General features: G+C 72.0%; 25 protein-coding genes. 18 read left to right on the top strand and 7 right to left on the bottom strand.

Features of this window, described 5'->3' with window-relative positions:
• Positions 1–3: 3 nt before the first annotated feature.
• On the bottom strand, positions 4–765 hold the full coding sequence (locus L1857_RS32010) for a site-2 protease family protein (protein ID WP_094004740.1): 762 nt from the start codon (positions 763–765) through the stop codon (positions 4–6).
• Between the two features lie 213 nt (positions 766–978).
• On the opposite strand from L1857_RS32010, the gene L1857_RS32005 reads away from it, so the two are divergent.
• A complete protein-coding gene (locus L1857_RS32005) occupies positions 979–1,302 on the top strand; it encodes a WhiB family transcriptional regulator (protein WP_026153473.1) in 324 nt (107 codons plus the stop codon).
• Between the two features lie 135 nt (positions 1,303–1,437).
• Positions 1,438–3,363, top strand: a complete 1,926-nt coding sequence (locus L1857_RS32000) for a hypothetical protein (RefSeq protein WP_116112473.1) — start codon at positions 1,438–1,440, stop codon at positions 3,361–3,363.
• A gap of 122 nt (positions 3,364–3,485) precedes the next feature.
• Here the strand turns inward: L1857_RS32000 and L1857_RS31995 are convergent, their stop codons facing one another.
• Positions 3,486–3,947: a metallopeptidase family protein gene (locus L1857_RS31995; RefSeq protein WP_094004742.1), complete on the bottom strand. Its 462-nt coding sequence runs from the start codon at positions 3,945–3,947 to the stop codon at positions 3,486–3,488.
• Positions 3,948–4,043: 96 nt separating this feature from the next.
• Here L1857_RS31995 and L1857_RS31990 point away from each other — a divergent pair, with 96 nt between their 5' ends.
• From L1857_RS31990 to L1857_RS31965, 6 genes are all read left to right on the top strand, one after another.
• On the top strand, positions 4,044–4,400 hold the full coding sequence (locus L1857_RS31990; protein ID WP_094004743.1) for a DUF3499 domain-containing protein: 357 nt from the start codon (positions 4,044–4,046) through the stop codon (positions 4,398–4,400).
• A gap of 79 nt (positions 4,401–4,479) precedes the next feature.
• Positions 4,480–5,835, top strand: coding sequence for a phosphomannomutase/phosphoglucomutase (locus L1857_RS31985; protein WP_249467177.1), 1,356 nt, complete (start codon positions 4,480–4,482; stop codon positions 5,833–5,835).
• Positions 5,836–5,846: 11 nt separating this feature from the next.
• Entirely contained in the window at positions 5,847–6,059 is a 213-nt protein-coding gene (locus L1857_RS31980) for a Trm112 family protein (protein WP_094004745.1), read from the top strand.
• Complete coding sequence (locus L1857_RS31975; protein ID WP_094004746.1) at positions 6,043–7,137, top strand: hypothetical protein; 1,095 nt, start codon at positions 6,043–6,045, stop codon at positions 7,135–7,137. Before L1857_RS31980 ends, L1857_RS31975 begins: the two co-directional genes overlap by 17 nt.
• A 68-nt stretch (positions 7,138–7,205) precedes the next feature.
• Positions 7,206–8,429, top strand: a complete 1,224-nt coding sequence (gene manA / locus L1857_RS31970; protein ID WP_116112483.1) for a mannose-6-phosphate isomerase, class I — start codon at positions 7,206–7,208, stop codon at positions 8,427–8,429.
• A gap of 35 nt (positions 8,430–8,464) precedes the next feature.
• The gene (locus tag L1857_RS31965) at positions 8,465–9,085 is read left to right on the top strand and encodes a maleylpyruvate isomerase family mycothiol-dependent enzyme (protein ID WP_205413340.1); all 621 of its coding nucleotides are present in this window, start codon (positions 8,465–8,467) and stop codon (positions 9,083–9,085) included.
• Here the strand turns inward: L1857_RS31965 and L1857_RS31960 are convergent.
• On the bottom strand, positions 9,082–9,534 hold the full coding sequence (locus tag L1857_RS31960; RefSeq protein WP_094004774.1) for an Lrp/AsnC family transcriptional regulator: 453 nt from the start codon (positions 9,532–9,534) through the stop codon (positions 9,082–9,084). The genes L1857_RS31965 and L1857_RS31960 overlap by 4 nt on opposite strands.
• Positions 9,535–9,614: 80 nt before the next feature.
• Between L1857_RS31960 and L1857_RS31955 the strand changes: the two genes are divergently transcribed.
• From L1857_RS31955 to L1857_RS31945, 3 genes are all read left to right on the top strand, one after another.
• On the top strand, positions 9,615–10,073 hold the full coding sequence (locus L1857_RS31955) for a DUF2000 domain-containing protein (RefSeq protein WP_094004748.1): 459 nt from the start codon (positions 9,615–9,617) through the stop codon (positions 10,071–10,073).
• 57 nt (positions 10,074–10,130) lie between these two features.
• Positions 10,131–11,045, top strand: coding sequence for a cation diffusion facilitator family transporter (locus L1857_RS31950; protein ID WP_094004749.1), 915 nt, complete (start codon positions 10,131–10,133; stop codon positions 11,043–11,045).
• 80 nt (positions 11,046–11,125) lie between these two features.
• Positions 11,126–12,661, top strand: coding sequence for an amino acid permease (locus L1857_RS31945; protein WP_249467174.1), 1,536 nt, complete (start codon positions 11,126–11,128; stop codon positions 12,659–12,661).
• 49 nt (positions 12,662–12,710) lie between these two features.
• Here L1857_RS31945 and L1857_RS31940 read toward each other — a convergent pair whose 3' ends face one another.
• Positions 12,711–15,011 carry a hypothetical protein gene (locus L1857_RS31940; RefSeq protein ID WP_249467171.1) on the bottom strand — a complete coding sequence of 767 codons (2,301 nt, stop codon included), beginning with the start codon at positions 15,009–15,011 and terminating at the stop codon, positions 12,711–12,713.
• A gap of 86 nt (positions 15,012–15,097) precedes the next feature.
• On the opposite strand from L1857_RS31940, the gene ahcY reads away from it, so the two are divergent.
• The 7 genes from ahcY (at position 15,098) to L1857_RS31905 (ending at position 22,228) form a co-directional block, all read left to right on the top strand.
• On the top strand, positions 15,098–16,573 hold the full coding sequence (ahcY, locus tag L1857_RS31935; protein ID WP_116112493.1) for an adenosylhomocysteinase: 1,476 nt from the start codon (positions 15,098–15,100) through the stop codon (positions 16,571–16,573).
• 58 nt (positions 16,574–16,631) lie between these two features.
• A complete protein-coding gene (locus L1857_RS31930) occupies positions 16,632–16,919 on the top strand; it encodes a toxin-antitoxin system HicB family antitoxin (RefSeq protein ID WP_116112496.1) in 288 nt (95 codons plus the stop codon).
• Positions 16,916–17,362, top strand: a complete 447-nt coding sequence (locus tag L1857_RS31925) for a type II toxin-antitoxin system VapC family toxin (protein ID WP_240323324.1) — start codon at positions 16,916–16,918, stop codon at positions 17,360–17,362. Before L1857_RS31930 ends, L1857_RS31925 begins: the two co-directional genes overlap by 4 nt.
• 23 nt (positions 17,363–17,385) lie before the next feature.
• Positions 17,386–18,033 (top strand): dTMP kinase, encoded by a 648-nt coding sequence (locus L1857_RS31920; RefSeq protein WP_116112500.1) that lies wholly within the window; start codon positions 17,386–17,388, stop codon positions 18,031–18,033.
• A 73-nt stretch (positions 18,034–18,106) separates the two neighbouring features.
• Positions 18,107–18,784 (top strand): MtrAB system response regulator MtrA, encoded by a 678-nt coding sequence (mtrA, locus tag L1857_RS31915; RefSeq protein WP_094008932.1) that lies wholly within the window; start codon positions 18,107–18,109, stop codon positions 18,782–18,784.
• Between the two features lie 7 nt (positions 18,785–18,791).
• Entirely contained in the window at positions 18,792–20,486 is a 1,695-nt protein-coding gene (mtrB, locus tag L1857_RS31910) for an MtrAB system histidine kinase MtrB (protein WP_240323325.1), read from the top strand.
• Complete coding sequence (locus tag L1857_RS31905; RefSeq protein WP_249467168.1) at positions 20,483–22,228, top strand: LpqB family beta-propeller domain-containing protein; 1,746 nt, start codon at positions 20,483–20,485, stop codon at positions 22,226–22,228. The genes mtrB and L1857_RS31905 overlap by 4 nt, the downstream gene beginning before the upstream one ends.
• A gap of 510 nt (positions 22,229–22,738) precedes the next feature.
• On the opposite strand, the gene L1857_RS31900 is transcribed toward L1857_RS31905, so the two are convergent.
• The 3 genes from L1857_RS31900 to L1857_RS31890 are packed head-to-tail and all read right to left on the bottom strand — an operon-like array spanning position 22,739 to position 25,772.
• Positions 22,739–23,953, bottom strand: coding sequence for a metal-dependent hydrolase family protein (locus L1857_RS31900; RefSeq protein WP_094008935.1), 1,215 nt, complete (start codon positions 23,951–23,953; stop codon positions 22,739–22,741).
• Positions 23,950–24,384 carry a GAF domain-containing protein gene (locus L1857_RS31895; RefSeq protein ID WP_094008936.1) on the bottom strand — a complete coding sequence of 145 codons (435 nt, stop codon included), beginning with the start codon at positions 24,382–24,384 and terminating at the stop codon, positions 23,950–23,952. The genes L1857_RS31900 and L1857_RS31895 overlap by 4 nt, the downstream gene beginning before the upstream one ends.
• On the bottom strand, positions 24,381–25,772 hold the full coding sequence (locus tag L1857_RS31890; protein WP_094008937.1) for an MFS transporter: 1,392 nt from the start codon (positions 25,770–25,772) through the stop codon (positions 24,381–24,383). The genes L1857_RS31895 and L1857_RS31890 overlap by 4 nt, the downstream gene beginning before the upstream one ends.
• Positions 25,773–25,914: the final 142 nt, after the last annotated feature.

Raw genomic sequence — 25,914 nt, 5'->3', positions numbered from 1 at the left:
CCGCTAACGCCAGAACTGGAAGGTTCCGCCGCCCACCCGGGCCGAGTACGAGTCGCCCCCGCACACCTCGTACAGCCAGTAGACGGCGTCCCAGAACGTCGCTCCGACCGCGGGAACCGCGAACAGCAGGGCGAACAGGACGAGCGGCGCCCACGGCCGCGCCTTGGCGCCGAACTCCCGTGCCTCCGGGGACAGGTAGGGCTCGATCGCGCCGTACCCGTCCAGACCGGGCACCGGCAGGATGTTCAGCACGAACGTCGCGATCTGCAGCAGCGCCAGGAACGACAGCCCGATCAGCAGGGTGAGGGGCATCGGGATCAGTTGCACGGCGACCGCCAGCACGATGCCGAACAGCAGGTTGGTCAGCGGCCCGGCGAGCGAGGTCCAGGACGCGAACGCCCGGTTGCGCAGCGCCCACCGGTTGATCCACACCGCGCCACCCGGTAGCGGGATCCCGCCGATGGCGAGGAAGAGCAGCGGCAGCACGAGCGAGAGCACCGGGTCGGTGTACCGGCGGACATCCATGTTGAGGTAGCCCTTCGAGGCGACCTCGTAGTCGCCGCCCTTGAAGGCGACGAAGGCGTGCCCGAACTCGTGCAGGGTGAGCGAGAGCGCCCACCCGCCGATGACGAGCAGGAAGATGCCGCCCACCGTCATGGGATCGTCGTTGCTCGGCTGACCGAAAGCGGCGAGTACACCACCCACTACGGTGAGTGCGAGAATGCCGAAGAAGACAGGACTGGGTCGGACCGCGGATCGTTGCACGGGGCCCAGTCTCTCGCATCCTGGCGAGTTGATGTTCGGCGTGTCCGCTTGCGCGACGGGGCAGAAGCATCCCCCAACCTCGCTACTCCGCTTGACCTAGCCTCATTACACGGGTGTAATCACAGTGCTGTTATTCGTTGCTGCAAGGGGGCGACGGGTACGGCGATGCAAGACCGCCAGCCTGGGGAGTGCGTGGAAGCAGAGGAGGCGGACGTGCGGTTGGAATCCGACGGAAGGGATTGGGGGAACGTCGTGGAGTGGCGAGAAGGCCCGGAGGTGGAACTGGGCGAGCTCGTCGACCTCTTCGACAACGACGAGCCCCCCGAGTGGCAGGACCGCGCACTGTGCGCGCAGACCGATCCCGAGGCGTTCTTCCCGGAGAAGGGCGGCTCGACCCGTGAGGCGAAGCGGATCTGTCAGGGCTGCGAAGTGAAGGGCGAATGCCTGGAGTACGCGCTGGCCCACGACGAGCGCTTCGGCATCTGGGGTGGTCTGTCCGAACGGGAGCGTCGGAAGCTCAAAAAGCGGGCTGTGTAAGGAAATTTAACACCTGCTTCACAACGAGGTGGCAGGGCTGGCGCGTGCTCGTGCGGGTGCGTGGAGTCACGGTCGGCTCGGTTAGGCTGGCGCGGCAGAAGATCTCACCGATCGCCGCCGCCCACTGGAGAAGCCTTGCCCGACAACGTGAACGTCCCGGACAGGATCTCGACGGTGGCCAGGATCGCCCCGGTGGCGGGCGTTTTCGTGGTGCTCGCCGCGCTCGGGCTGTCGGTGAACGCGGGACGACTGGGCTTCGACCTCGCCGGCGGACGGCTCCTCGAAGCCGGTTCGCTGAGCGAGGTCTGGTCGGCTTACCTGGCCGGCTGGCACGCCGTGGACGGCGGCACCGCGAGCGCGGCGCCGGCCGCGCTGGCCGTGCTCGGGATCTTCGGTGCGGTGTTCACCCCGCACGGGTTCGTGTCGTTGCTGATGATCGCCGATGCTCCGCTGGCCGGGGTGTCGGCGTTCTTCGCCACCCGGCGGCTTCCGGTGCAGCCGTGGGTCCGCGCGGTGATCGCCGCCGCCTACGGGCTGCTGCCCGCCGCGACCGCCGGGGTGGCGCAGGGCCGGCTCGACGTCGTGGCCGTCCACATCCTGCTGCCGCCGGTGATCGCCGGGATCGCGGGCGTGCTGTCCGATCCCGGGCAGCGGTGGCTGCACTCGTCGTCGCTGTGCGCGCTGGGCCTGGCGCTGCTGGGCGCGTTCTCGCCGCTGGCGCACCTGCTCGCGCTGGCCGGGCTGGTCATCGGGTTCGTCGTGCTGCCCTCGCCCGCGCCGCTGCTCAAGCGCGCGGCGTCGGTGGTCATCGTGGTGCTGGTGCCGCTGGCGTTGCTGATGCCCTGGCCGACCGTGCTGGTCAACCACCCGGAGCTGGTGCTGCACGGGCTGAGCGGCCCGGGCGATCCGGTGACCGCGGTCGACCTGGCCGGGCTGGATCCGGGCGGCGCCGGGGCGTGGCCGGTCGGGCTCGCGGTGCTGCTGGCCGCCGTGATCGCGTTCGCGGTGCGGCCGGGCCGCGCGGCCGGGGCCGGGCTCGCCGTGGTGGTGCTCGGGGTCGCCGGGCTGCTGGTCGTGCGGCTGGTGGCGGTGACGCCGCTGCAGGGCGGGCCGGTGTCCCCGGGCTTCGCGGGGGTGCCGCTGCTGGTCATCGGGGCCGGGCTGCTGTGGATCGTGCTGTCGGCGTGCCGCGGCGCGGCCGGAAAGCCCTTTCTCGCCGGTGGGGCGGCGCTGGTGGTGGCGCTGGCCGTCGGGGTCGTGGTGGCGGGCAGTGGCGGGCCGCTGCACTCCGGCGGCGGGCCGGCGCTGGCGGCGGACCAGGCTGACGAGCTGGCCCGCACCGGCCGGTCGGTGCTGGTGCTGGGCACCGGGCCCGCGCCCGCGCTGCAGACGGGCGGCCGGATGCCGCGGTTCGGGGACGAGCAGCTGGCGGTGAGCGCGGCGACGCCCGGGCGGCTGGCCGGGTGGCAGGACGCGCTCGTGAACCCGGAAGCGCAGCGGACGCGGGCGGCGCTCTCGGGCGCGGCGGCGTCGGGGGCGTTGTTCGTGGTGCTCCCGGCGGGGGCGGATCCGCGACCGATCGTCACGATGGCGGGCGACCTGGCGTCGTCGGTCGCGCCGACGTCCGACGGGCGGCCGGTGCTGCGGCTGCTGGAGCCCGGCGGGCAGGTCGTGCTGATCCCGCCCGGGGTGGCGCGCCAGGCGGTGACGTCGCAGGCGCCGACCAGCACGCTCGGGGTGACGCCGGTGGACGCGGAGCTGCCGGACGTGCGGGTGCGGGTGTCGGAGGGCGTGCCCGGGCGGCTGCTGGTGCTGGCCGCCGAGCACGAGGACGGGTGGCGCGCGCAGGTGGACGGCAAGCCGGTGCCGATCGTGCCGGCGTGGGGGCACCAGGTGGCGGTCGCGGTGCCGACCACCCAGGCCGAGGTGACGCTCGAACACCCCTCGACCCTGCGGGACGTGCTGTTGCTGGTGCAGATCGCGGCCGCGCTGTTCACCCTGCTGACCGCGGTGCCCACCCGCCTGCGCGAGCCACGCCCGCTGGAGCCGGCGCGCGCCTGAGCCCTGGTGTGCTGGTGTCGGGTGGGGCGGTGCTGGCCGCCGTGAAGCTGGCCCGCGGCTGCGCCCGGCAGCCGCCGCCTCCGGCTGAGAACCGGACGCCGGAAAACCACCCGTTCCGGGAACTACTCGCCGCCCTCGATGATGTCCGGTTCGACGCCCAGGTAGCCCGCCACCTGCTCCACCAGCACGTCGTGCACCAGTTCGGCCAGTTCGCCGGGGTCCTTGGCCCGCGCCTCGAGCGGCCGCCGGTACAGCACGATCCGCGCGCGCGTCGGCAGGCCGGCCCGGTCCACGCCCGCCGGCACCAGCCGGGACAGCGGCACCGCCCCGTCGTGGAGCACCCCGTCGTCCGCCGGGCCGCCCGCGCCCCGGATCTCGGGCACGTCGTCGACCGCCACGTCCAGCTTCGTCAGCTGGTCCCGCCACCGGGCCTCGATCGGCTCGAGCGCGTCGAGCACGAGCTGGTCGAACTTCTCCGCGCGGCTGGCCGCGGCTGGCAGGGTCGCCGGGTACAGCGGCCCACGCAGCCCGCGGCCATGCCGGTCCCGGCGGACGCGCCGCCGATGCCGGGAACTTCGAGCCATAGACACATCCGGAAGGTTACGCGTTGGCGTCGGTCGGTGGCCCCCACCGGTGCGCCTGCGCGCACTTGCCGGGGGGAAGCGCTATCGTCTGCGATCGTGTCGAGCGTACGAAAGTGTTCGCGAACGGGGTGCCTGAACCCGGCCGTCGCCACGCTTACCTACGCCTACAGCGATTCGACCGCGGTGGTCGGTCCCCTCGCGACGGCGTCCGAGCCGCATTCCTACGACCTGTGCGAGGAGCACGCGCTCCGCCTCACCGCACCCCGGGGCTGGGAGGTCGTCCGGCACGAGGGCGAGTTCGCCGCCCCGGACCGGTCCGACGACGAGCTCACGGCGCTGGCCGAGGCCGTCCGCGAAGCCGGCCGGTCCGACCGGCCCGCCCCGCCACCGGAACCGGAGGGTCCCTCCGGCCGTCGCGGCCACCTGCGGGTGCTGCCCGACCCGATCTCGTAGGTCACGCCACATCCGCCGAGCGTTCCCCCGGTAGGCTCTCGGGTATCCGCAGCCCATGGACAACTCTCGGGGAGAGCGCGTGTCAGACCTGTCGGCCATCGTCAAGGCCTACGACATCCGGGGTGTCGTCGGCGAGCAGCTGGACGCCGGCCTCGTCCGGGACTTCGGCGCCGCCTTCGCGCTGCTGATCAAGCCGGAGTCGCCGTCGGTGGTGATCGGCCACGACATGCGCGAGTCGTCGCCGGGACTGGCCGCCGCGTTCGCCGAGGGCGTCACCTCGCAGGGCCTGGACGTCGTGTCGATCGGCCTGTGCAGCACCGACCAGCTCTACTTCGCCTCCGGTTCGCTCAACCTGCCCGGGGCGATGTTCACCGCGAGCCACAACCCGGCCAAGTACAACGGCATCAAGCTCTGCCGCGCGGGCGCCGCCCCGGTGGGGCAGGAGTCCGGGCTCGCCGAGATCCGCGACACCGTCGAGCAGGGCGTGCCGTCCTTCGCCGGGCAGCCGGGCAGCGTCACCGAGCGGGACGTCCTCCGCGACTACGCCGCCTACCTGCGCAAGCTGGTCGACCTGTCCGGCAGCCGCCCGCTGAAGATCGCCGTCGACGCGGGCAACGGCATGGGCGGCCACACCGTCCCGACCGTGTTCGAGGGACTGCCGATCGAGCTCGTGCCGATGTACTTCGAGCTGGACGGCAGCTTCCCCAACCACGAGGCCAACCCGCTGGACCCGAAGAACCTGGTCGACCTGCAGGCCAAGGTCCGCGAGGTCGGCGCCGACGCGGGCCTGGCCTTCGACGGCGACGCCGACCGCTGCTTCGTGGTCGACGAGAAGGGCGACCCGGTGTCGCCGAGCGCGATCACCGCGCTGGTCGCCGTGCGCGAGCTGGCCAAGGACCCGGGCGGCACGATCATCCACAACCTGATCACCTCCCAGGCGGTCCCGGAGATCGTCGCCGAGAACGGCGGCAAGCCGGTCCGCACCCGCGTCGGGCACTCGTTCATCAAGCAGGAGATGGCCGCCACCGGCGCGATCTTCGGCGGCGAGCACTCCGCGCACTACTACTTCCGCGACTTCTGGCGGGCCGACACCGGCATGCTGGCCGCGCTGCACGTGCTGGCCGCGCTCGGCGAGCAGGAGCGGCCGCTGTCCGAGCTGACCGCGGAGTACTCGCGCTACGCGGCCTCCGGCGAGATCAACTCGACGGTCGACGACCAGGTCGCCAAGCAGCTCGCGGTCAAGGACGCGTTCGCGAGCCGTCCCGGCGTGGAGATCGACGAGATGGACGGCCTGACCGTGAAGCTGCCGGGCAAGGCGTGGTTCAATCTGCGCCCGTCCAACACCGAGCCGCTGCTGCGGCTCAACGTCGAGGCCGCCGACGAGGACGCGGTCCGCGCGCTGACCGACGAAGTCCTCGCGATCGTTCGCAGCTAGGGAGGTTCCACATGGCAGTCGCGCTCGATGCCCAGTTGCTGGAGATCCTGGCGTGCCCGTCCGACGACCACGCGCCGCTGCGCCCGGGAACGGCGAGCGACCCGGAGGCCGACGCGCTGACGTGCACCTCCTGTGGCCGCGAGTTCCCGGTCCGGGACGGCATCCCCGTGCTGTTGCTCGACGAGGCCACGATTCCGGGTGAGTCCCGTGCCGACGGTGCTTGACGACACCCTCCTGGACGACCCCGCGCGCCTGGCGGAGGCCGACACGGCAGGACTGCTGAGGGCGGCGGCGATGGCCGGCGCCCAGGTGCGGTCCACCGCCGAGGTCGCCGCGGACGCCGAGCTGGCCGACCGGCTCGACCTGGGCCGTCCGCGGGCGCTCGTGCTCGTCGTCCGTCCCGGGGTGAGCCGCAGCGTGGCCCGTCTGCTGTACGCGTTGCTGGCCCCGGCCTGCCCGGCGCCGGTCCTGGTCTCCGAGGCGGTGCCGCCGTGGATCGGGGCGCTGGACGTCGTCTTCGCGCACACCGACGACCCGTTCGACCGGGAGCTGGCCGCCGGCATCGAGCGGGCCGCGCGGTACGGCGCGACGGTGGTGCTGTCCGCGCCGAACGAGGGCCCGGTCGCGGCGTCGGTCGCCGGGAAGGGCGTCCAGCTCGTGCCGCGGGTCCCGGTGCCGCCCGAGCTGACCTTCGCCCGCGGCCTGGCCGCCGGGCTGCTCACCGCGAACGCCCTCGGCCTGCTGGTCGCCGACGTGCAGTTGCTGGCCGACCAGCTCGATGCCGAGGCCGAGCGCGGCCACCTCGGCCGCGACTCCTTCGCCAACCCCGCCAAGGCGCTCGCCCTGCGCCTGGCCGACCGGATCCCGCTGCTGTGGGGGCTGGACCCGATCGCGGTCGCGGTCGCCCAGCACGCCGGCTACGCGCTGGGCTCGTTCGCCGGCGTCGTCGCCGACATCGCCGACTACCGGCAGGCGCTGACCCGTCGCGCTCTGCGTCAGGCGGCGGCGAACAGCTCCGGCGAGCGGGACATCTTCGCCGACCCCGATCTGGACACCGACCTGCCGAACTACCGGGTGCTGCTGCTCGCGGTGCACAGCGGCCCGGCGGTCGACGCGGCGCGCCTCGACGCTTCGCATACGCTTCCCGGTGCCGGAGTGGTCGCCCCCGCGGACGAGATCGTCGGTGACGAGCCTGTGCGCGCCGGGGTGCTGGCGCTACGGTTCGAGCTGGCCGCGGTCTACCTCGGGCTGGCCACTGGCGCCACCGGGGGTGGCGGGCACTACGAGCCCGCGTCCGCCTGACGCCGGTTCGGGCCCGATCCCGCGGGAATCGGGCGAGGGGTTGGAAGAACCAAGGAGTTGAGACGACAGTGGAGCTGCTGCGCAATGCGGTGCGGCCCTACGCCTGGGGGTCCCGGACGACCATCCCCGAGCTGCTGGGCCGCGAGGTGCCCGCGCCGCACCCGGAGGCGGAGCTGTGGATGGGCGCCCACCCGGGCGACCCGTCGCGCATCGTGGGTCCGGACGGTGTCGAGCGCAGCCTGCTGGAACTCGTCGAGGCCGACCCGCTCGGCCAGCTGGGCCGGGAGTGCGCCGAGCACTGGGGCAACCGGCTGCCGTTCCTGCTGAAGATCCTCGCCGTCGAGGAGCCGCTGTCGATGCAGGCGCACCCGTCGGCCGAGCAGTCGGCCGAGGGCTACGCGCGCGAGGAAGCCGCCGGCATCCCGCGGGACGCGCCGAACCGGAACTACCCGGACCCCACCGCCAAGCCCGAGCTGGTGTGCGCGCTCACCGAGTTCCACGCGCTGGCCGGGTTCCGCGAGCCGGAACGCACGGTCGAGCTGCTGCGCGCCATCGAGACCCCGGGCCTGGCCAAGTACACCGAGCTGCTGGCCGCCCAGCCGGACTCCGACGGCCTGCGCGCGTTGTTCACCACGTGGATCACGCTGCCGCAGCCGGTGCTGGACGAGCTGCTGCCCGAGGTGCTCGACGCGTGCGTGCTGCACGTGAAGGACCACGGCGAGTTCGACGTGGAGTGCCGGACGATCCTCGAACTGGGCGAGGCGCACCCGCGCGACGCGGGCGTGCTGGCCGCGCTGCTGCTCAACCGGCTGACGCTGAGCGCGGGCGAGGCGATCTACCTGCCGGCCGGGAACCTGCACCTGTACCTGCACGGCACCGCGGTGGAGATCCTGGCGAACTCGGACAACATCCTGCGCTGCGGGCTGACGCCGAAGCACGTGGACGTGCCCGAGCTGCTCCGCGTGGTCGACTTCACGTGCGCGGACATGCCGATCCTGCGTGGCGAGCCGTCCGCGTGCGGCGAGGTCTACACGACCGACGCGCCGGAGTTCGAGCTGTCCCGGTGCGAGTGGGAAGCGGGGGAGACCGGTTCGCTGACCGTGGACAACGGCAAGCCGCAGATCCTGCTGTGCACCCAGGGCTCGGTGCGGGTCAAGGCGGAGAGCGGACAGGAGATCGAGTTGCGCCGCGGCCAGTCGGTGTGGGTGCCGGCGTCGGACCCGGCGGTCGCCGTGCACCCGGCGGAAATCGGGCGGACGCAACTGTTCCGCGCCACTTCCGGCTGCCTGTAGCGATGATTCCGGCGCGCCGGGGCGGTCTCACCGGCATGACCGAAAACCTCTGGCCGCTGGTGCACGCCGAACGGGCCGCGCTCGCGGATGACCTCGCCGATCTGACGGACGGGCAGTGGGCCACGCCGTCGTTGTGCGCCGGGCTGTCGGTGCGCGAGGTGCTGGCCCACCTCACCGCGGGCGCGAGCCTGACCCCCGTGCGATGGCTGGCGGGGGTGATCCGCTGCCGGTTCGACTTCGACCGCCAGGTGGCGATGCGGCTGGCCGAGCAGCTGGGCGCCGCGCCGGCCGACACGCTCGCCCGGTTCCGCCGCGTGGTGGCGAGCACGACCAAACCGCCCCTGCCGGTGGTCGCGATGCTCGGCGAGGCGGTCGTGCACGGCGAGGACATCCGGCGGCCGCTCGGCGTGCGCCGGGACTACCCGATCGCCACGCTGACCCGGCTGGCGGAGTACTACGCGGGCTCCGACCTCGTCGTCGCCGCCAAGGGTCGCGTCGGCGGCCTGCGGCTCGCGGCCACCGACGGCCCGTTCGCCACCGGCTCCGGCCCGCTGGTCAGCGGCCGCACGCTGGCGCTGATCATGGCGATGACCGGCCGCACGGCGTACTGCGACGAACTCGACGGCGACGGCGTCGAGGTGCTCCGGGCCCGCTAGGCCGGCTCGATCACGCGGCTGCGGATGTGCTCGTAGATCACGTTCGTGCGGACGTCGGCCACTTCCTGGCGCTGCGTGAGCCGGTCGATGACGAACGCGTACAGGCTGTCGTTGTCCGGCACCGCCACGTGCACGAGGAAGTCCTCGCCGCCGGTCACCACGAACACGCCGAGCGTCTCGGGCAGCAGCGTCACCCATTCCCGGAAGGCATCGATGACCGGCCGGGACGGCGGGCGCACCCGGACCGCGATGAGCGCCTGCACCGGGCGGCCGATCTTCGCCAGGTCCAGGTCGACGTTGTACCCGCGGATCACCCCGCGCTCCCGCAGGGCCCGGATGCGCTCCAGCGAGGTCGACGGCGAGACGCCGGTCGCGGCGGCCAGTTCGCGGTTGGTCCGCCGTCCGTCGCGCTGCAGTTCCCGCAGCAGTGCCTGATCAAGTTCGTCCAAACCGGCCAAAACGGGTCTCCTGTCGAATTAAGTTCGGCTCTGCTGGATGCAACTCACATCTTTGCCTAACTTGTGCGCTCGTGACCACAGATCATCAGGTTGAGGTTCAGCTCGACGCCACCACCCGCACCGCGAAGGTCAAGTGGGTGATCGTCGCCGATCCCTCGCTCGGGCCGGGGCTCGTCGCCAACGCCACCGCGTGCCTGGGCGCCGCGGTGGGCAAGGTCCTGCCGTCGCTGCTCGGCCCGGAGGTCGCGGACGCCTCCGGGCGCCCGCACGCCGGGCTGCCGTGGACCGGCTGCTCGATCCTGGCCGCGGACGCCGTCAAGCTGCTGCAGATCCGCACGAAGGCCGCGAACCGGGAGGGGATCTTCGTCGCCGACATGTCGAAGCACGCGCAGGCCAGCCGGTCCTACGTGGAGTACACCGAGGCGATGGCGGGTACCGAGGAGGAGGCCTTCGAGTACTACGCCGTGAGCCTGGTGGGACCGCGGAACAAGATCGACAAACTGGTCGGCGGACTCCCACTGCTGCGCTGAGGCGGGAAGCTCTAGGCTCACTGCGACAAAACGGAAAGACTTCAGCAGGGGGTCAGCGTGTCGGCAAGTGGCGGAACGAAGGCGATCGTCGCGGCTCTGATCGCCAACGCCGGGATCGCCGCGGCGAAGTTCGTCGGGTTCCTGATCACCGGATCGTCGTCGATGCTCGCCGAGTCGGTGCACTCGGTCGCCGACACGTCCAACCAGGGCCTGCTCCTGCTGGGCCAGCGCCAGGCGCGGCGGCGGGCCACGCGGGAGCACCCGTTCGGTTTCGGGCGGGAGCGGTACTTCTGGTCGTTCGTCGTCGCGCTGATGCTGTTCACGCTCGGTTCGGTGTTCGCGCTCTACGAGGGCATCCACAAGATCGAGCACCCGGAACCGCTGACCAGCCCGCTGGTCGCGGTCGGCATCCTGGTCGTCGCGATCGGCCTGGAGACCTACAGCTTCCGGACCGCGATCACGGAGTCCCGCAAGATCAAGGGCGACGCGACCTGGTGGCAGTTCATCCGCCAGTCGCGCACCCCGGAGCTGCCGGTCGTGCTGCTGGAGGACGCCGGCGCCCTGTTCGGCCTGGTCTTCGCGCTGATGGGCGTCGGGCTGTCGGTGGTGACCGGCGAGCCGGTGTGGGACGGCATCGGCACCGTGATGATCGGTGTCCTGCTCGGCATCATCGCGATCATCCTGATCGTCGAGATGAAGAGCCTGCTGATCGGCGAGGGCGCCACCGACCGCGAGCTGGACAGCATCTGCGAGGCCCTGACCGGCGGCCGGGTCGACCGCGTGATCCACATCCGCACCCAGTACCTGGGCCCGGACGAACTGCTGGTCGCCGCGAAGCTCGCGCTCGCCCCGCGTCTGGAGCTGTCGGAGGTGGCCGGCGAGATCGACTCCGCGGAGGCCCGGGTGCGCGAGCGGGTGCCGTCCGCGCGGCTGATCTACCTGGAGCCGGACCTGGATCGTCAACTCGTCTGACCTCCGATTCGCTCGCCTCACCCGTTCGCGTTAGGGTGACCAACCGGACCTGAGACCCAGGACACCGGGAGGAGACACCCTTGCCAGGTAACGGGCTGTGGCGCACGAAGTCGATTGAGCAGTCCATAAAGGACACCGACGAGCCGGATACCAGGCTGCGGCGCAGCCTGTCCGCTTGGGACCTGACGGTGTTCGGGGTCGCGGTCGTGATCGGCGCCGGCATCTTCACGCTGACCGCGCGCACCGCCGGTGACTACGCCGGCCCGTCGGTGTCGCTGGCGTTCGTGTTCGCCGCGATCGCGTGCGGTCTCGCCGCGCTGTGCTACGCGGAGTTCGCCTCGACCGTGCCGGTCGCGGGCAGTGCGTACACGTTCTCGTACGCGACGTTCGGCGAGTTCATGGCCTGGATCATCGGCTGGGACCTGGTGCTGGAACTCGCCGTCGGCGCGGCCGCGGTGTCCAAGGGCTGGTCGGCGTACCTGGAGACGGTGCTCGGCTACATCGTCGGCGACGGGGCGAAGACGAGCTTCGCCATCGGCGGCGTCACGGTGGACTGGGGTGCATTGATCCTGGTGATCGCGCTGGCCCTGGTGCTCACGATGGGCACGAAGCTGTCGTCCCGGGTCTCCATGGTGATCACCGCGATCAAGGTCGGCATCGTGCTGTTCGTGATCGTGCTCGGCCTGTTCTACGTCAAGGGCGCCAACTACACGCCCTACATCCCGCCGGCCGCGGAGGCGGCCGCCGGCGAGTCGGGCGTGGACCAGTCGCTGTTCTCGGTCATCGCGGGCGGGGCGAGCAGCTCGTTCGGCCCGTTCGGGCTGCTGGCCGCTGCCTCGCTGGTGTTCTTCGCGTTCATCGGGTTCGACATCGTCGCCACCACGGCGGAGGAGACGAAGAACCCGCAGCGCTCGGTGCCGCGCGGCATCTTCGGCTCGCTGGCGATCGTCACCGTGCTGTACGTGGCGGTGTCGCTGGTGGTCGTCGGCATGGTGCCCTACACCGACCTGGCGACCGACGCCGGCGACGGCAGCCACAAGACGCTGGCGACCGCGTTCGCCGCGAACGGCGTCAACTGGGCGGCGAACGTCATCTCGGTCGGCGCGCTGGCCGGTCTGACCACCGTGGTGATGGTGCTGATGCTCGGCCAGGTCCGGGTGCTGTACGCGATGTCGCGGGACGGCCTGCTGCCGCGCTCGCTGGCCCGCGCGAGCGACCGCGGCACCCCGGCCCGCGCGACCGTTCTGGTCGGCCTGCTGGTCGCGGTGGCGGCGACGTTCTTCCCGGCGAACAAGCTGGAGGAGATGGTCAACGTCGGCACGCTGTTCGCGTTCGTGCTGGTGTCGGCGGGTGTGCTGGTGCTGCGCCGGACGCGGCCGGACCTGCCGCGCGCGTTCCGGGTGCCGTGGGTGCCGGTGGTGCCGATCCTCGCGATCCTGGCGTGCCTCTGGCTGATGCTGAACCTGACGGTGCTGACCTGGCTGCGGTTCCTGGCGTGGATGGCGCTCGGCGTGGTCATCTACTTCGTCTACAGCCGCCGGCACTCGCTGCTGGGCAAGCGCCAGGCGACGGAGACGCCGCTGCCGGTGGACGGCGCCGACCCGACGAAGCCGTGAGACCGTAGCGAACAGGCCCCCTCGCGCGGAGGGGGCCTTTTCGTTGTGCTCAGCGGGCGAAGTTCAGGTGGAACCGGGGGAGGTCGGGGAACAGGGGAACCTGCTCGGCCTCCCCGCGGGCCGGCTTGCCCGGCGTCTCCAGGCCGGCCGCGATCGCCACCGCCTGGTCCCATTCCGGGTCCACCAGGTAGTCCGCGTGCCCCAGCACCCCGGCGGTCCACCGGCGCGCACCGGATGGCGGGTGCACCGGGTCGGGTAGCCAGTGGTCGCCGCCCAGGACGAGGGCTCCGGTCGCGCCCGCGGCGGCCGGCGGGAGCGCGCCCCAGCCGCCGTCGGGCAGGTAGCCCTCGCCGGTGAGCTTGTCGCCGTCGACCTGGTGCCGCCACGTCGTCACGCCGCCGCCGAAGATGTCCGTGCCGCGTGCCAGCCCGCGCCACCGCCCGTCCAGCGACCCGTACAGCGCGGCGAGCGCGGCGTGCGGCAGCACCGCGGGGAACGCGCGCTGGTACCCCCACTGCAGCGGTGACCCCGCGCTGAGCAGGCCGACCCGTTCCCGGTCGGCCGGCGAGACGCTGTGCACGAGCCGCGCGGCCGCGATCACCGCCAGGACACTGCCCAGCTTCTCGCCGCCCAGCACGACACGCGTGTTCGGCTCGGCCAGGTGCTCCTTCGCGCGGGCCGCGAGGTCCGGCACCACCTTCAGCGCGTAGCACGGCGGGATCGCCGGGTGCGCCGCCCGCGGCCAGAAGCACACGAGATCGGCCAGCGCCCCGAGGTGCCGGTTGCGCCCGGGCTTCGTCGCCGCGGTGTAGACGACCCGCAGCAACCCGACGGCCAGCACGCCGAGCCCGAACACCCCGGCCGCGGACAGCGGGTCGAGCCAGCCGGGCAGCGTGCCGAAGCCGTACCAGGCCACCAGCAGCGCGGCCGCGCCGAGGGACAGGCCCGCGATCACGCCGAGCGCGAGGTGGTGCAGGTGCCGCCGTTCCCACGCGGACCGGGCCCACGCGGCGGCCGCGGCCTGCTCGTCCGCCGGGGATTGCAGCATCCGCACGATCGCGGGCACCCCGCGCGACCGCCGTCGCAGCGGCACGCCCACGGCGAACCCGAGCACGCCGAGCACGATCGCCAGCACCAGGCCGCCACCCCACAGCGCGGTCACCAGCCGGTAGCTGTCCGGCAGGCGGAGGTCACCGGCCCCGGACAGCCGCCGCAACCCGGTCGCCAGCCCCGCGCCGAACCCGGCGCCGAGCAGCGCCGCGAGCGCCAGCGCGGGCGCCGCCGCCCAGCCACCGGCCCACGGGCGCAGCCGCTTCGGCAGCTCGCGCCAGGTCCGGCGGGCCAGCAGCGCCGCGGGTACCAGCAGCAACGCGAACACCAGCCACGCGCCGATCAGCGCCGCGCCGACGCCTTCGACGGTGGCGTCCGAGCCGGTGGGCACCGCACCGCGCACGCCGACCGCGACCAGCAACGCGACCGCCACGAACAGCAGCCCGCCGCGTGCCCACCCCGGCAGGTCCCGCGCCCCGGACGCCGACGTGACGAGCGCGACCCCGGTCAGCACGAGCGAAGCGGCCCACAGCAGCCGCCCGGACACGTCGCCGGGCACGTCCAGCGGCCCGCCGACGGCGAGCAGCGCGACGGTGCTCAGCGCGGCGACGGTGTGCACGCAGCGCAGCACGGGCGAGTCCGTGTCGCCGCGCAGCACGTCACCGGGCAGCGTGTCGCCGGGCGGCGGTGGCGTGTGCGCGCGGACCGTCCAGTTCGTCCCGGACACCCGGTACAGCACGAGGACCACCAGCGCCACCGGCAGCAGCCCCGCGGCCAGGCGGACCTGCTCGACGTCGCGCATCCAGCCCGGCAGCCCGGTCAGGCAGCGGCGGCCGGGCGCCAGGCACTGCGCGGCGAACAGGTCGAGCGTGATGACCGCGACCTGCGCGACGAGCAGCATCGTCAGCAGCAGCGCGGCGATCCGCAGCACACCCCGGCACAGCCCGCCGAGCACGGCCGCCGCGCGGCTGCCCGCCGGCACCGGCGGCAGCATCCAGTGCGCCACGTTGGCCAGCGAGAACGGGAACAGCAGCGCCCACGCCGCCTTCGCCGCGCCCCCGGAGGTCATGCCGCTCCACAGGTACCCCTCCAGCGTGCGCGGCACCGACCGGCCGAGCGCCTGCAGCACCGGGCCGGGCGCCGGGCGCCGCAGCCGGTCCGACGGGCGGATGACCCGGCCCACCCCGTCCCCGGCGACCTCCACCGTCCCGGCCGCGTCGAGCAGCTGCTCACCGCTGGTGCCGGACAGGCCCGGCACGCGTAGTTCGACCACTCGGGTGTCGGGGCCAGGAAGCGGCACGTCGGCTGTCTCCTTTTCCGGGTGTCCTGCGATGAACGGACAACGGTACTGTTCAGGTGGAGTCGATCGTTGGAGGAAATGCCGCTATGACCCCCGAAAGCGTTGCGAAGTGGCACGACACCCGCAACGGGGTGGAATTCGCCGTCGCGGACCTGGAGCTGGCCGAGTTCGGCCGCAAGGAGATCCGGCTGGCCGAGCACGAGATGCCGGGGCTGATGGCGCTGCGCCGTGAGTACGCGGAGGTGAACCCCCTGCGTGGTGCGCGGGTGTCGGGTTCGCTGCACATGACGGTGCAGACCGCGGTGCTGATCGAGACGCTGGTCTCGCTGGGTGCTGAGGTCCGGTGGGCGTCCTGCAACATCTTTTCCACGCAGGACCATGCCGCGGCCGCGGTGGTGGTGGGCCCGCACGGGACTCCGGAGGCGCCGCGGGGGGTGCCGGTGTTCGCCTGGAAGGGTGAGTCGCTGGAGGAGTACTGGTGGTGCACCGAGCGGATGCTGACCTGGGACGACGGTGAGGGTCCGAACATGATCCTCGACGACGGTGGGGACGCGACGCTGCTGGTGCACAAGGGCACCCAGTACGAGGCGGCCGGGGTGGTGCCGCAGCCCGACGACAACGACTCCGAGGAGTGGAAGGTCGTGCTGGAGCTGCTGCGGGCGTCGCTGGCGGCGGACGGGCAGAAGTGGACCCGGATCGGCCAGGGTGTGCGTGGCGTGACCGAGGAGACCACCACCGGCGTGCTGCGGCTGTACCAGCTGGCGGCGGCGGGTGAGCTGCTGTTCCCGGCGATCAACGTCAACGACTCGGTGACCAAGTCGAAGTTCGACAACCGCTACGGCATCCGGCACTCGCTGATCGACGGCATCAACCGGGGCACGGACGTGCTGATCGGCGGCAAGGTCGCCGTGGTGTGCGGGTACGGCGATGTGGGCAAGGGTGCGGCGGAGTCGCTGTCCGGGCAGGGCGCGCGGGTGATCGTGACCGAGATCGACCCGATCTGCGCGTTGCAGGCGGCGATGGACGGCTACCAGGTCAAGACGCTGGAGTCGGCGCTGCCGGAGGCCGACATCGTGATCACCACGACCGGGAACAAGGACGTGGTGATGGCCGAGCACATGGCGCGGATGAAGCACCAGACGATCGTGGGCAACATCGGCCACTTCGACAACGAGATCGACATGGCCGGCCTGGCGCGGTACCCGGGTATCCGGCGGATCAACATCAAGCCGCAGGTCGACGAGTGGGTCTTCCCGGACGGGCACAGCGTGCTGGTGCTGTCCGAGGGCCGGCTGCTGAACCTGGGCAACGCGACCGGGCACCCGTCGTTCGTGATGTCGAACTCCTTCTCCAACCAGGTGATCGCGCAGATCGAGCTGTTCACCAAGCACGAGGAGTACGACAAGGAGGTCTACCGCCTGCCGAAGAAGCTGGACGAGAAGGTGGCGCGCATCCACCTCCAGGCGCTGGGCGGCGAGCTGACCAAGCTGACCAAGGACCAGGCCGAGTACATCGACGTCGACGTCGAGGGCCCGTTCAAGTCCGAGCACTACCGCTACTGACCGCGTACGGCCACTCTGCGGTGCTATCATCGGGGCTTGCCCGTGATAGCATCGCAGTATGCGGCAGATGATCACGCGCATCGACGACGAGCTGCACGCCCGCGTGAAGGCGAAAGCCGAGGCGGAGGGGCGCAGTGTGAACGAGTTCGTCACCGAGCTCCTCAAGGCGGCGGTCGATCGCCCCGAGTCCCGCGCGGAACGCAAGCGACGCCTGCTCGCCGAAGGCAAGATCGTTTCGTTCGCTCCCGAGGGGCCAGTGCCCACCCGCGAGCAACTCGACGAGGTCCTGAAGGGCAGCGGAACCGCCGTCAGTGAGGCCCTGGACTGGTCGCGAGGCGAGTGGTGACGGTCTTCTACGCCGACACCAGCGCGGTCGTCCGGGCGTTCCTCCCCGACGAGCCCGAGCACGAGCAGATGATCGAGCTGCTCCTGGACAACGAAGACCTGGTGCTGACGAGCGAGCTGACACGGGTCGAGTTCGCCAGTGCGATGGCGACCGCGTGGAACAACGGCCGGATCCGCGACACCAAGCTCGCGCTCGCGCGCTTCGACGCCGAAGCCGGTGGGGAGGGCGCGTTGAGCCTCGTCCCGTTCGCGCCGCAGGTGATCATGCCGGCGGCGTACCGGCTGGTGTCCGACCACCACGCGCTCCGGACGCTCGACGCGATCCACCTGGCCGTCGCACTGCACGACACGACCGGACTGGCCGACGGGGAGTCCGTCGTGATGGTCACCCGCGACCAGCGCCAGGCCGACGCCGCGAAGGCGCACGGTCTCGAAGTCCGCTGACCGCCGCCCGATAACCTGGGCGCGTGGGACGGCTGGTGGTCATCGAGGGGCTCGACGGTGCGGGCAAGCGCACCCTGACCGACGGCCTCACCAAGGCACTGCACGACCAGGGCCACACGGTCACCACCCAGGCCTTCCCCCGGTACGGCCGCAGCGTGCACGCCGACCTCATCCACGAGGGCCTGCACCGCCGCCACGGTGACCTCACCGATTCCGTCTACGGCATGGGCCTGCTCTACGCCCTCGACCGCCGCGATGCCGCCGCCGACCTGCGCCGCGACCTGGCCACCCACGACGTCGTCCTGCTCGACCGGTACGTCGCCTCCAACGCCGCCTACGGCGCGGCCCGCCTGCGGCAGCACGCGGACGGCGAGTTCGTCCGGTGGGTGCGCGAGATCGAGATCGACCGCTTCGCCCTGCCGCTGCCGGACGCCCAGATCCTGCTGCGCGTGCCGCCCGCCGTGGCCGCCGAGCGGGCCGAGCGCCGCGCCTCGGCCGACGCCGGGCGAGCCAAGGACGCCTTCGAGTCCGACGACGACCTGCAGTCCCGCTGCGCCGCCGTCTACGACGAGCTGGCGGCGGTGTCCTGGTTGTCCGGTTGGCACGTGGTGGACGGCGCGGCGGGCGTCGACCACGCCCGGCTCGTCGCCGCGCTCGTCCATCCGGGGTAACGGGCGTGCGGGTCCGTGAGCCGTTCGCAGGGTCGGCCGTCACGAACGGTCTCCGTAGTGCGAATATGTGGTCATGAAGGCACGTGTGTTGGTCGTCGACGACGACCCCGCTCTCGCGGAGATGCTCACCATCGTGCTGCGCGGCGAGGGGTTCGACACCGCGGTGGTGGCGGACGGCTCCCGGGCGCTGCCCGCCCTGCGGGAGCTGAAGCCCGATCTCGTGCTGCTCGACCTGATGCTGCCCGGCATGAACGGCATCGACGTCTGCAAGGCGATCCGGGCCGAGTCGGGTGTGCCGATCGTCATGCTCACCGCGAAGAGCGACACGGTCGACATCGTGCTGGGCCTGGAGTCCGGCGCCGACGACTACGTGGTCAAGCCGTTCAAGCCGAAGGAGCTGGTCGCCCGCGTGCGCGCCCGGCTGCGGCGCACCGAGGCCGAGCCGGCCGAGACGCTGACCATCGGTGACCTGGCCATCGATGTGCCCGGCCACGAGGTGACCCGGGAGGGCAAGTCCATCCCGCTCACCCCGCTGGAGTTCGACCTGCTGGTCGCGCTGGCCCGCAAGCCGCGCCAGGTGTTCACCCGCGAGGTCCTGCTCGAGCAGGTCTGGGGCTACCGGCACGCGGCCGACACCCGCCTGGTCAACGTGCACGTCCAGCGGTTGCGCTCGAAGGTCGAGAAGGACCCCGAGCACCCCGAGGTCGTCCTGACCGTCCGCGGCGTCGGGTACAAGGCGGGCCCGCCGTAACAGCGAAATGAAGCGAAGAGTCCTGGCCTTCGTCCGCGCGGTGCTGCGGCTGGCCCCCCGCGCGGGTGCCTACGCCCGCGGTCGCGCCGTCGCGTTCGGCGTGCTGTGGCGGCGGTCGCTGCAGTTCAAGGTGACCGTGTCGACGCTCGCCCTGTCCTCGGCGGTGGGGCTCGTGCTGGGCATGGTGCTGCAGAACCAGATCACCCAGCGGCTCACCGACACCAAGCGGCAGGCCGCGGTCGCGCAGACCCTGCAGGTCGTGCGCACCGCGGAGAACGAGCTGGTCGGCATCAGCGACCAGGACGCGCTGGCCGACCGGCTGCAGAACGCGCTGAAGAAGATCACCAGCAGCTCGTCGGAGGACCAGGGCACCGCGGCGTCGGCGGCCGGCGCGTTCGAGCCGGTGCTGACCGCGGGCGGGGAGGACTCGACCGACTCGGCCGGCCCGATCACGAAGGTGCCGGACGGCCTGCAGCGGTTCGTCGAGAACAACCAGGTCGCCTGGCAGATCAACACCGACACCGACGCGGACGGCACCCGCACCACCCACCTGATCGTCGGCGCGCCGGTCACCAGCACCGGCCGCCCGATCCAGCTGTACCTGCTGTTCCCGATGACCGCGGAGCAGAGCACGGTCCAGACGGTGCAGAACACGCTGCTGGTCGGTGGCCTGGTGCTGCTCGCGCTGCTGGCCGGCATCGCGAACCTGGTCACCCGCCAGGTCGTGCGCCCGGTGCGGCAGGCCGCGGCGGCCGCGGCCCGGTTCGCGGGCGGTGAGCTGGACGAACGGCTGCCGGTGACGGGCGAGGACGACCTGTCGAAACTCGCCGTGTCCTACAACGAGATGGCCGCGAGCATCCAGCACCAGATCCGGCAGCTGGAGGAGTTCGGCACGTTGCAGCGCCGGTTCACCTCGGACGTCTCGCACGAGCTGCGCACCCCGCTGACCACCGTGCGGATGGCGGCGGACGTGCTGCACGCCTCGCGTGAGCAGTTCCCCGCCGGCCTGGCCCGGTCCACCGAGCTGCTGGTCGACGAGCTGGACCGGTTCGAGGCGCTGCTCGGCGACCTGCTGGAGATCAGCAGGCTGGACGCCGGTGTCGAGGAGCTGGCGGCCGAGTTCATCGACGTGTCGTCGATCGCGCGGCGGGCGGTCGAGCAGGTGCGGGTGATCGCGGGCAACGCGGAGACCGAGATCGAGCTGGAGCTGCCGGAGGAGGAGACGCTCGCCGAGATCGACGCGCGGCGCGTCGAGCGGATCCTGCGCAACCTGCTGGCCAACGCGGTCGACCACAGCGAGGGCAACCCGGTGCGGCTCACGCTGGCGGCGAACGAGCACGCCGTGGCGATCACGGTGCGGGACCACGGTGTCGGCCTGCGGCCCGGTGAGGCGGACCTGGTGTTCAACCGGTTCTGGCGCGCGGACCCGTCCCGCAACCGCCGCACCGGCGGCACCGGCCTGGGGCTGGCGATCAGCCACGAGGACGCGCGCCTGCACGGCGGTCAGCTGGAGGCGTGGGGCGCGCCGGGGCAGGGGGCGTGCTTCCGGCTGACGCTGCCGCGCAAGCAGGGCGAGCCGTTCGAGGAGAGCCCGCTGCCGCTGGTGCCGGACGACGCGCCGGCGACCAACGGCCACCTGCAGGTCGGGCTGCCCACCGAGTACACGATCACGATCGGCGAGATGCGCAAGGAGGACGTGTGAAGCTCCTGCCGCGGCTGTTCGCCCTGCTGGCCTGTCTCGTGCTGGCCGCCGGTTGCGCGAACGTCCCCGAGGAGTCGCAGCCCGTCGCCGTTCCGCAGCAGGAGCTGGGGCAGCCGGTCAACCCGGACGTGCCGCAGCCGGCGAAGGACCTGGACGCGTTGACCGTCGTCCGCGACTTCGTCCGCGCGAGCGCCCAGCCGATCAGCAACAACGCCGCCGCGCGCATGTACCTCGACGAGGCCGCGGGCAAGGCGTGGACGCCCGGCAAGGTCATCACGATCATCGACGACGTGTTCGCGACCGTCCCGGCGAGCGGCGCGGACACCACGGCGAACCCGAACGAGGTCAACGTCGTGCTGCGCGGCACCGGCCTGGGCACGCTGCGTGAGGACGGCGCGTTCATCTCGCTGCGCACGCCGGTCGAGCTGAAGCTGCTGGTGCGGCGGCAGTCCGACGGGCAGTGGCGGATCACGAACCCGCCGCCGAACCTGGTGATGCCCTACAGCGACTTCACCGCGAACTACGTGCGGGTTCAGGCGTTCTTCTTCGCGCAGGACTCGAACACGGTGGTGCCGGACCTGCGGTACGTGGCGGGCAAACCGCAGACCGGGCTGGCCGGGCGCGTGGTCGGGCTGCTGCTGGCCGGGCCGTCGGCCAGCCTGGCCGGGGCGGTGCGGAACCTGCTGCCGGAGGACGCGAACACCGAGGGCAACGTGACGACCGCGCCGGACGGTGCGCTCGTGGTGCCGCTGACCGGGGTGGCGGACCAGACGGCGGACGTGCGGCGGCTGATCGCGGCGCAGATCGTGCTGTCGTTGCAGTCGGTGACGACGAACCGGGTGCGGCTGTTGTCCGACGGTGCGCCGCTGGTGGACGGGCACGAGGACTGGGTGCCGAGCGACCTGCCGTCCTACACGGCGCTGGCGTCGCCGAGCGCGGACCAGCCCGGGCTGGTGACGGTGAACGGGCGGGTGCGGTCGCTGGGTGACGGTTCGCTGATCTCGGGTCCGGCCGGGCAGGGCAGCGGTTACCAGGTGGCGAGCGCGGCGCAGTCGATCGACGGCCGTCAGCTGGCGATCGTCGAGTACGCCGATGGGCGGCAGCGGTTGCGGGTGGGCCAGTTCGGGCGGGAGGCCGCGGCGGTCGACCTGGCTGGCGCGACGATGACCCGGCCCACCTGGCGGCCCACGGCCACGGCGGACGGTTCGGGCGAGGTGTGGACCGTCGTGGACGGGCAGACGGTGGTCCGCGCGCTGCGGACGCCGGACGGCAGCTGGGTGCCGCAGGTGGTGAACGCGGACGAGATCCTCCAGGTGGGGCCGATCAGCGTGCTGCGGTTGTCCCGGGACGGCGCGCGGGCGGCGGTGGTCGCCGGCGGGCAGCTGCTGGTGGCGTCCGTGGTGCGCACCCAGGACTCGGTGACGCTGCGCGCGCCGCGGATCCTGCAGGGCGGCACGCTGGGCGGGGTCGTGGACGTCGACTGGCTCAGCCAGGACACCCTGGTCGCCGCGACGACCATGCCGTCACAACCGGTGGTCAAGATCCCGATCGACGGCCTGCGGCTGGACCCGTTCAACATCTCGAACCTGACACTCCCGGTCCACGCGATCACCGCCGCACCGGGCCGGTCGATAGTCGTGGCGGACGACGGAGGCCTCTGGACAGCCTCCGACGTGGGCGAGGTGTGGCGCCCACACCCCCACAGCTTCGGCGGCAACGCGTCACCGTTCTACCCGGGCTGAACTTTTGCCGGGCCGAACGGCTGGCGGCGCTGTGGGGGATGTGGCGGAGGTGCTTGGGCGGGGCGCGTCTGCGGGCAGGGCGGGTCGCGCTCATCCGGATCCCGCTGCTCTGGAGTATTGCCGCAGGTACTTGGGCTGGGCGAGCGCGCCGACATCCGGCCGGCGGATCGCGTCCGCCCGGGCTGAGCCTGTCCGGTAGAACGGCCGGCGGCGTTTCTGGAGCAGGCGCCAGTTGTGTTCGGATCGGGGGTTTCTACCCGGGCAGCGGCGGCTCGCCATCACCCCGGGGCGTTTTCGTCGTTCTGGATCACCTGCCGGCGTGCTGGGCGCGAGCACGTCGGTGTCGGCCTGGGGGTGCCGTTCTGCCCGAGCTGGGTCTGCCCTGGCAAAACGCTCGGCCGCGCTCACCCGGGGACGATCCCGCCGATCACGCGCCGGGGCGCTAGTGCTCGGCGAGCGGATCGCCGTTCTGCCCGGGCTGAGCCGGCCCGGGCAGAACGGCGGGTCGCGTCACCGGGGGATGATCTCGCCGCTCTGGATCACGTGCCGGAAGTGCTTCGGCTCGGCGAGTGCGCCGATGTCGGCCAGCGGGTCGCCGTCCACCACCAGCAGGTCGGCGAACGAACCCGGCCGCAGCGTGCCGATCTCGCCCGCCATGTTCACCAGCTCCGCGGCCACCGTCGTGGCGGAACGGATGATCTCCAGCGGCGACTGCACCTCGGCCCGCAGGCGGAACTCGTGGTTCTGGTGCCGGTGCATCCCGCCCAGCAGGTCCGTCCCGTACACGATCCGCACGCCACCCCGCGCGGCCCGCTCCAGCGCGGCCAGCCCGGCGCCCAGCACCTCGTCGACCTTGCGCCAGCTCGCCTCGGGCAGCCCGAACTCGCGGCCCTCCTGCTTGAGCGCCCAGTACGTGACCAGCGTCGGGACCAGGAACGCGTCGTGCTCGCGGAACAGCTCCACGCTGCGGTCGTCGATCAGGTTGCCGTGCTCGATCGACCGCACACCCAGCTCCAGCGCCCGGTTCACGGCCCGCGCGGTGTAGGCGTGGGCGGCGACGTAGCGGTTCGCCGCCTCCGCCTCCTCCACGATCGCACGCAGCTCGTCGGCCGAGTACTGGGTCGAGTCGATGCGGTCGGTGGGCGAGGCGACCCCGCCGGAGGCCATCACCTTGATGTGGTGGGCGCCCTTGCGCAGCTCGTCCCGCGCTGCCTCGCGCACCGCGTCCACCCCGTCCGCGATCCGGCCCAGCCCGGCGCAGCACGGGTGGTCGTCGTGCACGCGGGTGCCGCGGTTGCGGTTGTCGCCGTGCCCGCCGGTCTGGCTCAGTGCCCGCCCGCAGAACAACAGCCGCGGCCCGCGGAACAGCCCTTCGGCCTGCGCGTCGGCCAAGCCGTAGTCGGCGCCGGACGCGTCCCGCACCGTGGTGAACCCGCGGTCCAGCATCCGGCCCATGGTGTGGGCGCTCTGCAGGGCCACGTAGGACGGTGCGGTGGACGGCAGCGAGCCCAGGTCCGCGGTCGAGGCGGTGACGTGCACGTGCGCGTCGATCAACCCCGGCAGCACCACCGCGCCGCGCACGTCCTCGATCCGGGCGTCCCCCGCGCTCAGGCCGCGGCCGGTCTCGGCGATGCGGCCGTCCGCGCACCGCAGGTCGCCCTCGGTGTACTCACCCGTCTCCGGATCCAGCAGGGTCGCGTTGCGCAGCAACAGGTTCCCGCTCATCGTGCGTCCACCACCTTCCGCAGGGCCGGGACGGCCAGCGGCGCCAGCTCCACCGCCGCGGCCACCGACGCCTCGTCGTACTTTCCTTCCGCGTCGAGGATGTTCAGGGCGCCCAGCGTCCGGCCGTCGTCGACGACCGGCACGTTGATCACCGCGCCGCAGCCGAGCGATTCGATCAGCCCGGCGTCGGCGAACACCGCCCGCACCGCGTCGCGGTCGGCGCCCAGGTAGGGCTGCTGCAGCTCGACGCACTGCCGGAGCCAGCCCGCGGAGATCTCCACGGTCTTCTCCCCACCGACCGGGTACTGCTCGGGGTGGTTGCTGTAGACGCGGCGCATCGCGCGGCGCTCGGGGAACCAGGCGAGCACGGTGAACAGCCGTGCGCCGACGGCTTCCGCCACTCGTTCTTCCACTGTGGACAGATCGGTCACTTGGTCATCTCCTTCGTGGCGGCGACGGGCGCGCCCTCCTCGGTCAGTTCCTCCAGCGAGCGCCCGGCCGTGGACAGGCCGAACACCATCACGCACAGCACGCCGATCGCGAGCACCGCGGTGGTCAGGCCGAACACCCCGCCGAACCCGAGGCTCGCCGCGAAGACGCCGATGATCGAGGGCGCGAGAATGCTGCCGACGCGGCCGAACGCGCTGGACAGGCCGGTTCCGGTGGCGCGGATCCAGGTCGGGAACACCTCGGGCGTGTAGGAGTAGACGCCGGCGTAGGTGCCGTTGAGGAAGAACGACAGCACGGCGCCGGCCAGCGTGATCGACCACGGCGCGTTCATCTGGCTGAGCCAGAACGCACTCACCGCGGAGCCGGTCAGGTACAGCGCGATGGTGTGCTTGCGGTCGAGGCGTTCGGACAGCCAGGCGGCGGAGAAGTACCCGGGCACCTGGGCGAGGTAGATGATGATCGAGAACTCGAAGCTCTTGGTCACCGTGATGCCGCGTTCGATCAGCAGCGTCGGGATCCACGAGAAGAAGCCGTAGTACGAGAACGTGATGACGAACCAGACCGCCCAGATCACCGCGGTGCGACGCGCCATCTTGCGGCTCCACAGGAACTTCAGCGCGGTGAACAGGCCGACCTTCGGCGTCCTGGTGAGCGGTTCGGTGACCGATTCCGGTACCGGCGGCAGGGGTTTGCCGGTGGCCTTCTCGACGTCCCGCTCGATCTTCGCGACCACCCGTTCGGCTTCTTCGGCGCGGCCCTGGGTGAGCAGGAACCGCGGCGACTCCGGCAGCGAACGACGCCACCACAGCAGCAGCACGATCGGCAGCGCGGTGATCACCTGCGCGATGCGCCAGCCCTCGGGCAGCGTGGACACCACGAACCGGCCGAGCAGCGCGGCCGCGACGAACCCGAACGAGAAGAACCCGGCGAGCGCCCCGACGAACCAGCCGCGCCGCTTGGCCGGCACGAACTCGGACAGGAACGGCGCGATGATCGCGCTTTCCGCCCCGGCCCCGGTACCGGCCAGCACCCGCGCCGCCAGGAAGACCTCGTAGTTCGGCGCGAACGCGGCGACCACCGAGAAGACCGCGTAGAAGGCGAGCGCGTACATCATGACCTTCTTGCGGCCGATGCGGTCGCCGAGCAGGCCGGCCGCGATCGCGCCGAAGAGGAACCCGAACGGGGTGGCCGAGCCGATGAGGCCGAGTTCGCCGTTGCTCAGGCCCCAAGCCTCCTTCGCGCTGGGCAGGAGGAACGCGACGACGGCCGAGTCCATGCCGTCGAAGGTGTAGCCGAGCCCGCCGATCAGCAGGAGGAGGTAGTGCGGACGGCTCAGCGGGAGCCGGTCGAGTCGTGCCAGCAGGGTCATGACACGCCTTCCGTTGAGGTGGGGGAGGGATGGTCGGGTCAACATAAACTGCAAATCGGAGGAACTGCAATACGCTTTGCATGTCTGTAACACCTTTCAGGTGGGATACGGTGTGCGCGGCAGGAGGGCTGGCGGTGGCGGA

The sequence above is a fragment of the Amycolatopsis thermalba genome, assembly GCF_023376025.1.
In the GTDB taxonomy this organism is placed as follows: Bacteria; Actinomycetota; Actinomycetes; order Mycobacteriales; family Pseudonocardiaceae; genus Amycolatopsis_E; species Amycolatopsis_E thermalba.
Note: the sequence above shows the minus strand (reverse complement) of the source record. Positions and strands in the feature narration are given on the sequence as shown.